The 14,184-nt window shown below is 61.2% G+C and carries 10 protein-coding genes; 7 read left to right on the top strand and 3 right to left on the bottom strand.

Annotated elements, in window-relative coordinates:
* Nucleotides 1–33: 33 nt before the first annotated feature.
* The 4 genes from HMPREF2604_RS09670 to HMPREF2604_RS09655 are packed head-to-tail and all read left to right on the top strand — an operon-like array spanning nucleotide 34 to nucleotide 5,444.
* On the top strand, nucleotides 34–1,545 hold the full coding sequence (locus tag HMPREF2604_RS09670; protein WP_070565224.1) for a flavin monoamine oxidase family protein: 1,512 nt from the start codon (nucleotides 34–36) through the stop codon (nucleotides 1,543–1,545).
* A 2-nt stretch (nucleotides 1,546–1,547) separates the two neighbouring features.
* A complete protein-coding gene (locus HMPREF2604_RS09665; RefSeq protein ID WP_070565221.1) occupies nucleotides 1,548–2,492 on the top strand; it encodes a universal stress protein in 945 nt (314 codons plus the stop codon).
* Entirely contained in the window at nucleotides 2,489–4,042 is a 1,554-nt protein-coding gene (locus tag HMPREF2604_RS09660; RefSeq protein WP_070565218.1) for an APC family permease, read from the top strand. Before HMPREF2604_RS09665 ends, HMPREF2604_RS09660 begins: the two co-directional genes overlap by 4 nt.
* Nucleotides 4,043–4,067: 25 nt before the next feature.
* Nucleotides 4,068–5,444, top strand: coding sequence for an NAD-dependent succinate-semialdehyde dehydrogenase (locus HMPREF2604_RS09655; protein WP_070565215.1), 1,377 nt, complete (start codon nucleotides 4,068–4,070; stop codon nucleotides 5,442–5,444).
* A gap of 75 nt (nucleotides 5,445–5,519) precedes the next feature.
* Here HMPREF2604_RS09655 and HMPREF2604_RS09650 read toward each other — a convergent pair whose 3' ends face one another.
* Both HMPREF2604_RS09650 and gabT (HMPREF2604_RS09645) read right to left on the bottom strand, forming a co-directional pair.
* Entirely contained in the window at nucleotides 5,520–6,749 is a 1,230-nt protein-coding gene (locus tag HMPREF2604_RS09650) for an aromatic amino acid transport family protein (protein ID WP_070565212.1), read from the bottom strand.
* A gap of 78 nt (nucleotides 6,750–6,827) precedes the next feature.
* Nucleotides 6,828–8,156 (bottom strand): 4-aminobutyrate--2-oxoglutarate transaminase, encoded by a 1,329-nt coding sequence (gene gabT, locus HMPREF2604_RS09645; RefSeq protein ID WP_070565209.1) that lies wholly within the window; start codon nucleotides 8,154–8,156, stop codon nucleotides 6,828–6,830.
* A 117-nt stretch (nucleotides 8,157–8,273) separates the two neighbouring features.
* Here gabT (HMPREF2604_RS09645) and HMPREF2604_RS09640 point away from each other — a divergent pair, with 117 nt between their 5' ends.
* Nucleotides 8,274–9,719 (top strand): PucR family transcriptional regulator, encoded by a 1,446-nt coding sequence (locus HMPREF2604_RS09640; protein WP_070565206.1) that lies wholly within the window; start codon nucleotides 8,274–8,276, stop codon nucleotides 9,717–9,719.
* Between the two features lie 4 nt (nucleotides 9,720–9,723).
* Here the strand turns inward: HMPREF2604_RS09640 and HMPREF2604_RS09635 are convergent, their stop codons facing one another.
* Nucleotides 9,724–11,211 (bottom strand): helix-turn-helix domain-containing protein, encoded by a 1,488-nt coding sequence (locus HMPREF2604_RS09635; protein ID WP_246818408.1) that lies wholly within the window; start codon nucleotides 11,209–11,211, stop codon nucleotides 9,724–9,726.
* A 150-nt stretch (nucleotides 11,212–11,361) separates the two neighbouring features.
* On the opposite strand from HMPREF2604_RS09635, the gene gabT (HMPREF2604_RS09630) reads away from it, so the two are divergent.
* A complete protein-coding gene (gene gabT / locus HMPREF2604_RS09630) occupies nucleotides 11,362–12,687 on the top strand; it encodes a 4-aminobutyrate--2-oxoglutarate transaminase (RefSeq protein WP_070565199.1) in 1,326 nt (441 codons plus the stop codon).
* A gap of 35 nt (nucleotides 12,688–12,722) precedes the next feature.
* Entirely contained in the window at nucleotides 12,723–14,171 is a 1,449-nt protein-coding gene (locus tag HMPREF2604_RS09625; protein ID WP_070565196.1) for a flavin-containing monooxygenase, read from the top strand.
* Nucleotides 14,172–14,184: the final 13 nt, after the last annotated feature.

Genomic DNA, 14,184 nt, shown 5'->3' with positions numbered 1-14,184 from the left:
CCTTCATCGTCCCATAGGAACGGAGACACCTTCATGACTTCACTCGTCAATCCAGACAATCCCGTTATCGAGCGCGATGTCGTCGTTATCGGCGCCGGCCCCGCTGGCCTCATGGCCGCACATACCCTAAAGAAGAAGGGCCTGAGCGTAGCCGTCCTGGAAGCTCGCGAGCGCGTCGGTGGCCGTACTTGGAACGGCAAGGTCAAGGATGCACAGGGAGTTGAGCACTTCGTAGAGCTCGGAGGCCAGTGGATCTCCCCCGACCAGCCCCGCCTCATCGAGCTCGTTGATGAACTCGGCCTCGAAACTTTCTCCCGCTACCGCGAGGGCAAGTCGATCTACGTCTCCCCTGATGGCACCCGCCACGAGTACGAAGGCACCGTATTCCCAGCCGATGAGAAGACCATTGCTGAGATGGACCGCCTCATCAAGATCATGGATGAACTCGCAGCGGAAATGGACCCGGCAAACCCTTGGTCCCACCCGCGCGCCAAAGAGCTAGACTCCATCTCTTTCCGCTCTTGGCTTGAGGAGCTTTCCGACGACACTGAAGCCATCGACAACGTTTCGATTTATGTGGCGTCCGGCATGCTGACCAAGCCCTCTTACACGTTCTCCACTCTTCAAGCAGTGCTCATGGCTTGCTCCGCAGGCTCCTTCAGCAACCTTGTGGACGAGGACTTCATCCTGGATAAGCGCGTCGTCGGCGGTATGCAGTCCGTTTCCTTAACTCTTGCCAAGGGCTTGGGCGACGATGTCCACCTCGGCACTCCTGTGCGCGAGCTTCACTGGGCGGAGCCGGATGCATCTACCGCGGACGAACTCAACAACATCAAGGCAGATGTTCGCAACGGTGTCGCGGGTAATGGCGAGGCTGGAAACGTTACCGCCATTTCGGAGAAGGTCACTGTCAAGGCCCGTTTCGCTGTCCTTGCTGTTCCGCCAAACCTGTACAACCGCATCTCCTTCGTCCCGCCGATGCCGCGCGACCAGCAGATTGCGCACCAGCACATCTCCATGGGACTGGTTATCAAGGTCCATGCCATCTACGACACCCCGTTCTGGCGCGAAGAAGGACTCTCCGGCACCGGCTTTGGTGGCGGCCGCCTCGTTCAGGAGGTTTACGACAACACCAATTACGGCAAGAATTTTGCCGAATCTACCGCAGATAAGGAAGACACCTACGGCACCCTCGTGGGCTTTGTCTCCGACGTTTATGCAGAGGAGATGTGGCACCTGCCGACTGAAGAGCGCAAAGAACGCATTCTCGACGCCATGGCAGATTACCTTGGCCCAAAGACCAAAGAGCCCATCGCTTTCTACTTGTCCGACATGGCAGCCGAAGAGTGGACGCGTGGCGCCTACGCTACCTCCTATGATCTCGGTGGACTCTCGCGCTGGGGGCACCTCCAGAATCAGCCGACCGGCCCCATCTACTACGCATGCTCCGACATCGCTGCGGAAGGTTACCAGCACGTCGACGGCGCAGTACGCCAGGGCGAGATTGCAGCATTAGCCATCGCAGAGCAAGCAGCGAAGGCTTAAACATGGCTCCCGCAAGTTTCCCTCGCCGCAGCACTAGTGGTTGCATCCTCGTGGGCTACGTCGCTACCGATTTCGGCAAAGACGCGTTGCGCTTAGGAATTGCTCTCGCAAAAGAGCGCAACGTGCACCTCGAACTCGTTATGGTAGCCCCCGCGCATAGCTCCTTCTCGGGCGTTTACCCGCACGACCGTGGCTATGACTCCATTGTGGAGGAACAAATCGCTGGATGGCTGGAGGAGGCTCTCGCGGAGGTTCCTGAAGAAATCACTGCAACCGCACGCATCGTGACGGGAGATTCCGAAGCTGCCGCGCTCTGCGAAACTGCGGAGACCCTTGGTGCTGACTTGCTCGTCGTTGGTGCCCGGAAGGGCGGCCTCTTCGGACGTTTCCAGATGGGTTCTGCGGTCAATGCGCTCTTGCACTCTGCCCCTGTTCCTGTCGCGCTTGCACCACGCGGATACTCCTACCCAGGCCCTATCACTCGAGTCACAACCTTCTTCGGTCCTCGCCGTGGCACCTCCGACGTCATTGCGATCGGCCTTGATCGTGCGCGTCGCCGTGAGATTCCCTTGCGGCTCGTTTCGCTCGTCCTAAGCGGTGAGTCTGACATGCATGGGCTCGGAACCGACGTGCCCAGTGCGCTCAATGCTTATGCCAACCGAAAACTGGCTGACTCCGCCCAACACATGCTTGACGCCGGGCACGCCACCACCGAGGTGGCCTCTGGCAAGGATGTCAGCACTGCGTTGGAAAAGCTGAACTGGCAAGACGGGGAAATCGCCGTTGTCGGTTCCTCCCGCATGGCCGTTCCTGGACGCCTCTTCTTAGGCTCAACAGCGTCTCGAATGCTCCGCTTGATCCCAGTCCCCATGATTGTTGTGCCCGCCGGCTACATGCAGGCCGGCGAAGAAAACAATCTTTTATCGAAAGGTGGTGACAACACATGACCACCACGACCCCTTCGACGCCAACCACCCACTCGGTAAATGAGACAGCGTCGAACAAAGGCCTAGCTACGGGCCGCGTCGGATTGCTTGGCGCAGTAGTCATTGGCGTCAGTTGCATCGCCCCTACCTATACGCTGACCTCCGGTATTGGCCCAACGATTTCAGCTGTGGGCCAATACGTCCCGGCAGTGCTGTTGCTGGGCTTTATCCCCATGCTGCTTGTAGCGTTTGCCTACCGCGAGCTCAACAACGCAGTCCCTGATTCAGGTACTTCCTTCACGTGGGCTACAAAAGCCTTCGGCCCGTGGGCCGGCTGGATGGGAGGATGGGGGCTTATCACCGCCACGATTCTGGTGCTATCAAACCTGGCGGCGGTGGCCGTCGATTTCTTCTATCTACTTCTTGGCCAGCTCTTCAACAACCCGGCTATTAGGGATCTAACCCGGAACCTGTGGGTTAATATCCCGACTACCTTCGTCTTTATCGCTATCGCGGGCTACATCTCTTACCGCGGCCTCGACTCAACACAAAAGCTGCAGTATGTACTCGTAGCGATTCAGATTGCTGCCATTGTGCTTTTCGACGTCGTCGCAATCCACAACGCCTATAACAACGGCGGATTCGACTTCACACCGATTTCGCTCGAATGGTTCAACCCGGTTGGCATCGGTAGCTTTTCCCTCATTGCTGCGGGCATCTCACTGTCCATCTTCATGTTCTGGGGATGGGACGTAACCCTCACGATGAACGAGGAAACGAAGAACCCCGAAAAGACGCCGGGTCGTGCAGCTACGATCACGGTGCTCATCATCATCGCGCTGTATATCCTCACCGCGCTGGCAGTCATCACTTGGGCCGGCACAGGTGCCACAGGCCTGGGCGCTGGTAATCCAGAAAACCAGGAATCGATTTTCGCGGCGCTTTCAGAGCCTGTCTTGGGCAAGGCCTCGATCCTGATTTATATCGCGGTTCTGTCCTCTTCCTTCGCCTCCCTGCAGTCCACGATGGTGGGCCCCGCCCGCACCTTGCTGGCTATGGGCTACTACCGCGCTTTGCCGCCGGTGTTCGCAAAGATCAGCCCCCGCTTCCGTACACCGTCGACGGCCACCATTGTTTCCGCTGCAGCAGCAGCCGTGTTCTACGCGGTAACCCGCCTTATTTCGGAAAACGCGCTATGGGACACCATCGCTACGATGGGCCTCATGGTCTGTTTCTACTATGGAATTACGGCCGTGGCCTGCATCTGGTACTTCCGAACCGAACTGTTTAGCTCGATGCATAACATCGTGTTCAAGTTCCTCTTCCCCACTGTGGGCGGCGGATTCTTGCTCATGATGTTCTTCATCACTGCATTCGATTCCATGGATCCGTCCTACGGATCCGGGTCTGAAATCGGTGGTATCGGCATGGTCTTCATATTGAGCGTCGCTGTCTTAGGACTCGGCGTATTCATCATGCTGTTCACTCGCTTTGCCCATCCAGGATTCTTCAAGGGCGAAACCCTCACGCGAATTTCCTCGCGCGACGACGACCAGCAACCGCTGGTCTAACTACACACGAGAAAAGGAGTAATCAATGTCCAACACCTATCGCGTACAGAACCCCGTAACCAATGAGGTAGTCGAAACCTTCGATACCGCTACCGACGCTGAAGTCGAAGCAGCACTGGCAAAGTCCGCCGCGGCTTATAAAGAGTGGTCTGCACGCCCCATCTCTGAGCGCGCAGAAATCATGACCCGCGTCAGCGAGCTCTTCGAGGAGCGCAAGGAAGAACTAGCCCAGATCGCCGGCGAGGAGATGGGCAAGTTCCACTCCGAGGGCATCGAGGAAGCTGAGTTCTCTTCCGCCATTATCAAGTACTACGCCGATAACGGCGCAGACTTCACCAAGGACCAAGAGATCCCAACTGCCTCCAACGGCACGGCAGTCATCCGCCGCCTGCCTATCGGCCCACTGCTCGGCATCATGCCGTGGAATTTCCCCTACTACCAGATCGCCCGCTTCGTGGCACCCAACCTGATGCTGGGCAACACCATCATTCTCAAGGACGCGGAAATCTGTCCGCGCTCGGCCCTCGCCGTTCAGAAGATCATGGATGACGCTGGCGTTCCTGAAGGCGTGTACAACAACGTCTTTGCTTCCCACGACCAGATTTCCACCATCATCGCGGACTCTCGCATCCAAGGTGTATCTCTTACCGGTTCTGAGCGCGCAGGCTCCATCATCGGCGCGCAAGCCGGCGAAAACCTCAAGAAGGCTGTTCTCGAGCTCGGCGGCTCTGACCCGTATGTCCTGCTCGATACTGACGACGTCAAGGCAGCTGCGGAGCTGGCATGGGGCACGCGTATGTACAACACCGGCCAGGCCTGCAACTCGAACAAGCGCATGATTGTCATGGAAGACATCTACGACGAGTTCGTCGCTGAGCTCGAGCGCCTCGCCAACGCTGCAGTAAAGTCCACTCCGGACAACCAGACTGAAGGCGCATACTCTGCGCTGTCCTCCCGTGAGGCAGCCGAAAAGCTGCGTGACCAGCTGGACCGTGCCGTTGCTGCCGGTGCTAACTTGCGTGCAGGCGGCGAGCTCTCTGAGGAAGGTGCTTACGTCTCCCCTGCTGTCATCACCGATATCCCGGTTGGCTCCGATATTTACTACGAGGAGTTCTTCGGCCCAGTCGCGACCGTTTACAAGGTAAGCAGCGACGAAGAAGCCCTCGATTTGGCTAATAACACCCAGTACGGCCTCGGCGGCACCGTGTTCTCCCAGGACACCGAGCGTGCCGCCGCTGTCTCCCGCCGTCTCGAGTGCGGCATGGCCAATGTCAACACTCCCGCAGGCGAAGGCGAAGAAATGCCATTCGGTGGCGTAAAGCGCTCCGGCTTTGGCCGCGAGCTCGGCCCACTTGGCATGGATGAGTTCGTTAATAAGCAGCTCTACTACGTGGAGAAGTAGCCCGAAATAGATCACCAAAAGGGTGTTGGATTATCGACGGATAATCCAACACCCTTTTAGTTCACTTTGCTGAGGTTAAGCCCAACCCGCCGGCACCAGCCCGACGATCGAAATGATCGAATAAATGAAAGCCAAGAAATACACCACGATGATGGTTGCCTGAATAACCGGGTGCGCAAGACCACCCACGGTCCAGCCGGGATCGCGGTCGCCCTTCTTGCGGGAGGCGTGCAGCAGCATCACCGGGATGACGGACATGATGGCACCCGCAAAGCCGCCCGCATAGGACAGCGCCGCAACGAAGCCGCCGAGGCCTGCAATCGAGATCACCAGTGGCGGTACCACCGTCAGCGCCACCGCGACGATGCGCTGCCCCTTCACACCTTCCCAGTGGAAGATGTCGAGGACGTTGCGCATGGTGGTGAAGCCAATCGCCAGGAATGACGTCAGCATGGCCGCCAGGGCAAAAATGTTGGCCAAGTAGTAGGCAACCGGGCCCAGTGCCTCACCCCAGGCAATGGTCACCACTTCGGTGACTTCCATACCGAGAAGGCCGAGGGCTGCAAATGGAACCAGCGCCAGGGTAAAGCCCGTGATGACCATGCCGACGACGATCGCGCGCGCGGTCTCCTGCGGCTTCGACGGATCCATCCCCTGGACCAGCTCCGGAACCACATACTGCGCCAGGAAGGAGAACACCGCCAGGTTCAGAATCGGGACGATGAAGAAGGGGTGAAGAACCAATAGGTTTTCCACCTTGATACCTGGTCCCAGGATGGTCCATCCGCAGAGGACAGCGATGATGATGGCCATACCGGCGGTAACGGCGCCCTCAGTGGCACCCGTGGTGTGCAGACCGCGGTACATCACCCACGAGCCAAACCCAAAGAAGATCAACGTGCCCAGAAGCGGCGGCAGGCCGAAAATGTTGTTGATCAAGTCACCGGAGCCGGCAGCATAGGCAATGAGCGCACCGATACCGTTGACGATGATGGCGACGAAGACCAGCCACCGCCCCCACTGCCCCAGGTAGTGTTCGGCCAGTCCCGAGACTTGCAGTGTGGCCTTGGTGCGCATGGCGGACTCCGCCACGTACAACATGGAAATGGTCGTGAGCGTGCCAGCCACGAGCAGGGCGATGACGAGCGCGAGGAATCCACCGTTGCGAGCGGCATAAGGAATGGAGAGAACTCCAGCGCCGATGTTGGTGCCGAAGATGAGGGCGATGCCCTGCACGAAGGACAGGGCGGGCTTGAATTCCTTCGTGGATTCATCCTTCTGAGGCACAGAAATGTTGTTGGACAAAGACTTCTCCGATGACTATTAAATGGCTATTAAAACGTGAACTCACCCGGCCATCGCCGGGTGAGAACTGCATTCGCCTTACTTGAATTCGTTGAACTGCTTGACGACGACCTGCAGCGCCTCACGCCACAGGTCCTCCGGGATGGCCAGGGAAGGCAGGAAGCGAATGACATTGTGGTCCAGGCCGCACGTCAGCAGCAGGACGCCCTCGGCCTTGGCACCGTCAGCAATCTTGTGCACCAGCTCGGAGTCCGGCTCGCCCTCAGCGGTAACAAACTCGAGGGCAAGCATGGCGCCGCGGCCGCGGAACTCGGCCACGCGCTCATCGCCCAGGATGGGCTCCAGCTCCTCGCGGGCGACCTTCTCCAGGTTCTGAGCACGCGCACCGAAGTCCTTCTCCTCAAACTCCTTGAAGGTTGCCAGCGCAGCCGCGCACGCCACCGGGTTACCGGTGTAGGTACCGCCCAGGCCACCAGGCTGCGGGGTATCCATGATTTCCGCACGGCCGGTCACTGCGGACAGCGGCATGCCGGAGGCAATGCCCTTCGCAATGGTCACCATGTCCGGCACGATGCCCTCGTGGTCGGAAGCGAACCAGGTACCGGTGCGCATCATGCCCGCCTGGATCTCGTCGATGATGAAGACGACGTCATTGTCGTTGCACCACTTCTGGATTGCTGCGAGGTAGCCCTCGGCCGGAACGACGAATCCGCCCTCACCCTGAATCGGCTCGGCAACGACGCAGGCCAGGTTGGTCGCGCCGACTTCCTGCTCGATCATGGTGATGGTCTTCTTGGCGGCCTCGGCACCGCTCAGGCCATCGCGCAGCGGGTAGGACATCGGTGCGCGGTAGATCTCCGGGGCGAAGGGACCGAAGCCGTTCTTGTAGGGCGATTGCTTGGCGGTCATCGCCATGGTCAGGTTGGTGCGGCCGTGGAAGGCGCGGTCCATGACCACCACACCACGCTTGCCGGTGTAGTTGCGGGCAATCTTTACTGCGTTCTCGACGGCCTCCGCGCCGGAGTTGAACAGCGCAGTCTTCTTCGGGTGGTCACCCGGGGTGACCTCGTTGAGCTTTTCTGCCACGGCCACGTAGGACTCATAAGGAGAAACGGTGAAGGAGGTGTGGGTGAAGTGCGCGACGGCCTCCTGGACCGCGGCCACGACGGCCGGGTTCGAAGCGCCAGCGGAGGTCACGGCGATGCCGGAGGCAAGGTCGATGAAGCGGTTGCCGTCGGCGTCGGCAAGAATGCCGCCATCGGCATCCACTACGTAACCCGGAAGCGACGGCGCCATGCCCGCGGGGAGGGCGTTCTTGCGGCGCTCATCCAGGGCGGCGCTCTTCGGGCCCGGGACCTGCTGGCCCAGGTGGCGAGACTGCTCAATGTGGTACTGAAGTTCCTGCATGATCTTCCTTTTGTGCTCGGATGAATAGTGTGCCCCTTAGTGTGGTCTCCACCACCCTCCGCACACTATGGACGAGATGTATAAATTTCCTCCCCTTAGCTGTGTACCCTGTCCACCATGCGTGAGATTTCCTTCCGCTGGCTGCTCAACCAGCGCTCATTGAACCTGCGAAGCATCGTCACCGGTAGCGCCACATTCAACACCATCCACGCCTCCGAGCTCGCGGACCCCAGCGAGTTCACCTCCCCCGGCGCGCTCATGCTCACGTTGGGGCTTGCCTTCCAGGAAGAACCGGAGGGCTTCGAACGCTATGGTGCGGCCCTGGCCGCGGCCGGCGTGCAGGGCATCGGCTTCGGCACCGGACTGGCCTTTAGCGAGGTCCCCACCGCGCTCATCCATGCCTGCTCCCAGCACAATCTCACCCTCTTTGAGGTCCCGCGCGCCACCCGATTCGTCTCCATCACCACGGCCGTGGCTCAAGAACAGGCCCGCTTGGACAACAACGCGCACTTTGCACTCCACCGCCAGCAGGAGCGCCTCAACCAGGCCGCGGCCACGAGCATCGGGGCGCTCGTCATGCAAGCCGGCAAAGAACTCGGTGCCGCGGTAGCGGTGGCCAGTTCCTCCGGAGCGGTGGTCAGCCGCAGCGATCGCGGCCAGCTCAGTGCGGCCGACGCCGCGGTGGAGGCCGCGGAGCAGACGGGGCGGGGAACGGGGACGTCGACAAGCACAGGCGCAACCATCACCAGCATCTTCGGCTCGGCGGGACGACGCTGGGCCATCGCGGTAACGCGCGCGGAGAAGTTCGATTCCTACTCCCGCGCGCTCATCCGGCACCTCGCGGGCCTGGCCAGCCTGCTCTTAGATCATCCCGACACCACTGCACACACGATCCTCGGGGCGTTGGCGCTTGACGCCCAACTGGCCGGGGTTGACTCCCCCGCCTTACAGGCGGCCTTCCATACGGTCGATAGCCACGACCTCGTGGATGTTCTGTTTCTCACGGCACCATCCCCCTCCCGCCTCGCGCGGGCATTAAGCGAGATTGGAAAAGCCGAGCCTCTCAGCCTCATCCGCCCGGAACACGATTCGGCGCTTATCGCGCTTCCCCCGGGCACCGCGCACACGAACTTGTGCGGGAAACACACCCGCTACCTCCGAACGTCCATCCTGCAGCGCATCCAATGGCAGGCGTTGACACCGGCGCTCTTGTCCTCTCTCCAGAGCCACGCGCGCAGCCTGCCCCTCGGCACGGCGGCCGTTTTCGATTCGGCTGCCCCTACCTGGCTGGCAGAACCCGGCGTACCCGAGGCCCTCGCTGCCCGGCGCGCGGCGACGGTCAGCCTTCTTACCGAGCACGATGCGCAGCACAACACAGAGCTGTGCGCCACGCTGCGTTCCTTCCTCGTGGGCAACGCCAACTTGGCCACCGCCGCCGCGGAGCTCGGCGTTCACCGCCACACCGTGCGCGCCCGCTTGGACAAGATCGAGCAACTCTGCGGCGTGGACCTGGGCAACCCCGTCACCCGCGCGGAGCTGCTCTTGCTCAGCCTTGATTCTTAAGATCTCAGTCCGGAACGCTCACGCCCAGGATGAGAAGTTCCGCCGCCACGAGGGGATCCTTAAGGTCCACCTCCAATAATTCCTCCAAGTCCGCGATGCGCTTGCGCACGGTGTGGCGGTGCGAATGCAGCTCCTCAGCGGTGCGGCTTACATGCCCGCCGGCGCGCAAGTAAACCTCCAGTGTTTCCGCCAAGTCGGTGCCGTGCTCGGCGTCAAAGGAACGCACCTTGCCCCAGGTCTCCTTCGCGCGGTTGTGCGCCGCTCCTTTAACCCGAGGGTCCCTAGTCCAGCTCAAGGTGCGCGATTCCGGCCCCGCGAGCATCCCCGGCTGCAGCCCGAAAGCGAAAGACTCCAGCTCGTGGACAATCCCCACCCCCAGCTCGGCCCACGGCATGGGTTGGCCCACGACGATGCGCTTGCTCCCGCGAATATCGCGCAGCAAATCCTGCAGATTTTTCATCGTTCGGCTTCCCCTAAAGAGCAGGAGGCTGGAGGACTTATCCAGCGCGTACTCGAAGAGCAAACGCCCGTGGTCTTGGAGTCGGGCGTCCAGGGCCTGGATGAAGCGCTGGTGAGCCCGCTCCCCCTCGGATTTCACCAAGACCGGGCGCACCCTCCCCTGCGCATCACCCACGAGGTGGAAGATGCGCCGCATGGGATCTTCGGGTTCGTCCAACCCCAGCTGAATGGCCAAAGCCATGGAGTTGAGCTCATTCTGTGTGCGCCGCAGCTCTTGTGGGCGCTTCACGCTAAGCTCCGCTAGGCCCGCGGCCTGCTTGAGTAGCGCGCGCTCGTTCACGCCGAAACCATCACGCGCCACTGCCAAGAGCCCGAAGGAGCGCGCACCGTGGTCGGCCAAGCGCTGGGCCAAGACATTCCACCCGCCCACGCGGCGCGCGGCGTAGAAGTTCTGGGCGCGCGTATCGGCGATCACCGGCGCCCAATCCACCGGGGGCAGTCCCGGGTAGCTCGACTGCGCAAAGACGCGCCCGTCTTTATCGACGAGACAGGAATGCGCGCCTAGGAGGCGACTGGTCTTGTCCACGAGGGCATCGAGGCCGGCCACGGCGGCGTCGTTGAGCGCACCCTGCTGGGCGATGAAACGCTCCAACCCTTCCTCGCGCTGGCGCTGCAATTCGTCGTGCAAACGCGCGAGCACCGAAACGAAAGGGACGCGCCGCGCCACCGTGAAGAGCGAAATATTGCATTCCCGAGCGGCCTCCAGCATTCCGGGCGGAACCTCGGCAAAGGCCAGCCCAACGCCGAAACCCACCCCCGTTACCCCACCCACGGACACCTTGCGGATGTACTCTGCCAGTTCCTCAGGCTGTCCTTCAAATGCCATGCCGGTGAGCAAAATGACGGCCCCGGATCCCACAAATTCGCGCGGATCGCGCAGTTCACACGGGTGCATCACGGAAAAGGAACGCCGACAATCGTGCAGAATCTCTATCCCCAGATCGGGTTGATTGGCCAACCACGTGAGGGACACGCTCCCCTCTTCCAGCCCGGCCGCTACCCCCTTATCCACTGTGGACAATTTCTCACCATTCTTTCACCAGATCGTCTGTGGCCCTCCTGAAGTTTAGCCGCCAGAATGACCTACGTCATAACAAATCCCGAGCATTAAGGAGCAGACAGCATGCAGGATCTCAAGCACCGTCTCCCCCAGGAGCGGAACGTTTCCACCGCAATCCCTGGCCCCCGCAGCCAGGAGCTGAATGCCGCCCGTGAAGCAGACGTCGCCGCTGGCGTCATCCCGGGCTACCCCTCCTACATCACTGACGGCGACGGTGGCGTGCTTGTCGACGTCGACGGCAACACCATCGTCGACTTCGCATCCGGCATCGCCGTGACTTCCGTCGGCGCCTCCAACCAGCGCGTTGCCAAAGCCGTCGCCGAGGCTGCTAGCCACCTCACCCACACCTGCTTCCTCAACGCTCCTTACGAGGGCTTTGTCCAGGTAGCCAAGAAGCTCAACGAGTTGACCCCGGGCACCCACGAGAAGAAGTCCTGCCTCTTCTCCACCGGTGCTGAGGCAGTGGAGAACGCCATCAAGATCGCTCGCCGCTACACAGGCAAGAACCGCGTCGTGGTTTTCGACGGTGCCTTCCACGGCCGCACCAACCTGACCATGACCATGACCGCCAAGAACAAGCCGTACAAGTCCGGCTTTGGCACTCTGGCCGCTGACATCTACCGCGCGCCGATGTCCTACCCGCTGCGCGACGGCCTCGACGGCAAGCAGGCAGCAGCGCGCACCCTGCGCTACATCGAGCAGTACGTCGGCACCGAAGAGTTGGCTGCCGTCATCATCGAGCCGGTGCAGGGCGAGGGCGGCTTCGTCGAGCCGGCCAAGGGCTTCCTCCCGGCGCTGCAGGAATGGTGCACCGACAACGGCGTTGTCTTCATCGCCGATGAGATCCAGGCCGGCATCTGCCGCACCGGCTCCTGGTTCGCCTGTGAAGACGAGGGCATCATCCCGGACCTCATCACCACCGCCAAGGGAGTGGGCGGCGGCATGCCGCTCTCCGCTGTGACCGGCCGCGCCGAAATCATGGATGCCCCGGACCCGGGTTCCCTCGGCGGCACCTACGCCGGTAACCCGGTGGCCTGCGCTGCTTCCCTGGCAGCCTTCGAGGAGATGGAGGAGCTGGACCTCAACTCCCGCGCTCGCGAAATCGAGGCCATCATCCGCGAAGATCTGGAGCCGCTGCTTGAGCTCACCACCGTTGCTGAGGTCCGCGGCCGCGGCGCCATGATCGCCATTGAGCTGGTCGATGACAACAACCAGCCGAACGCCGACCTCACCGCCAAGGTGGCCAAGACCTGCCGCGAGCAGGGCGTGCTCATCCTCACCTGCGGCCTCGATGGCAACGTCATCCGCCTCCTGCCGCCCCTGGTCATCAACGAGTCCACCCTGCGTGACGGCCTCCAGGTTCTGGCTGAAGCTATCCGCGCGAACTAATCCGAAACACCAACACCTCAAGGAGACACACCACCATGAAGATCTACGACTGCATCATCCTCGGCACCGGCTACGGCGGACTGGGCATGGGCGCCCAACTTGTTCGCGACGAGCAGCAGGACTTCCTCATCCTCGAAGCAGCCGACGAGGTCGGCGGCGTCTGGCGCGACAACACCTACCCGGGCGCTGCCTGCGATACCCAGGCTCTGATCTACTGCTACTCCTACTTCCTCAACCTCGGCGTCTCCCGCATGTTCGCCGGTCAGGACGAGATGCAGGGCTACCTCAAGGCCCTTGCCGAGGAGTTCAACCTCTACGATCACATCAAGTTCAACCACCGCATCACCCGCGCCGAGTGGAAGGAAGACCTCAAGGCATGGGAGATCGAGGCCAACGGTGAGACCTACTACGGCCGCGTCTTCGTCGGCGCCTGGGGCCAGCTCTCCAAGCCGAAGATCCCGAACTTCCCGAACCGCGAGGCATTCCAGGGCGTGCAGTTCCACTCCGCCGAGTGGAACCACGACGTCGACCTGAACGGCAAGAAGGTCGCCGTCATCGGCAACGCGGCCTCCGCTGTCCAGCTGGTTCCGGAGGTTGCAAAGGTTGCGGAGAAGCTCTCCGTGTTCCAGCGCTCCGCAAACTACATTCTGCCGCGCAACCAGGTCATCTTCACCGAGGAGGAGACCAAGGAGTTCCAGGAGAACCCGGATTCCTACCGCGCCATCCGCCAGGAAATCCACGAGGTCCGCGAGGAGGGCTTCGACCGCACCCGCAAGGGCACCGACTCCGCCGCCGAGGGTGTCGAGCAGGCCATGGAGCACCTGCGCTCTCAGGTCAACGACCCGGAGCTGGTGGAAAAGCTCACCCCGACCTTCGCCTTCGGCTGCAAGCGCATCCTGCGCTCCGATGACTTCTACCCGACCTTCAACCGTGACAACGTGGAGCTTGTCACCGCTGGTATCGAGAAGTTCACCGAGACCGGCATCCGCACCGAGGACGGTGTCGAGCACGACTTCGACGTGGTCATCTACGCCACCGGCTTCCACTCCCAGGAATTCCAGGGCGACCTGCCGATTGCCGGCCGCGACGGCATCGACCTGCGCGAGCGCTGGGGCAACTCTCCGGAGGCTTACCTGGGTATGACCGTGGATGGCTTCCCGAACTTCTTCATGCTCTACGGCCCGAATACCAACCTCAACCACCACTCCGTGGTAGCCATGCTCGAGGCACAGGACCGCTACATCTCCCAGGCCGTTGCTTACCTGCGCGAGAACCCGGAGGCAGCCCTCGACGTGAAGAAGAACGTCATCGACGAGTTCAACACCCGTATCCAGAAGGAACTCGAGGAATCTGCGTTCTCCGCTGACTGCTCCTCCTGGTACAAGAACGAGGAAGGCCGCGTCATCAACAACTGGTCCGGCAACGTTGCTGAGTACTACGAGCTTACCGACAAGCTGGAGATCAACGACTACGAGCTGGTCTAGAAGGTAGTGATCA

The organism is Corynebacterium sp. HMSC055A01 (genome assembly GCF_001809405.1).
Classification (GTDB): Bacteria; Actinomycetota; Actinomycetes; order Mycobacteriales; family Mycobacteriaceae; genus Corynebacterium; species Corynebacterium hesseae.
Note: the sequence above shows the minus strand (reverse complement) of the source record. Positions and strands in the feature narration are given on the sequence as shown.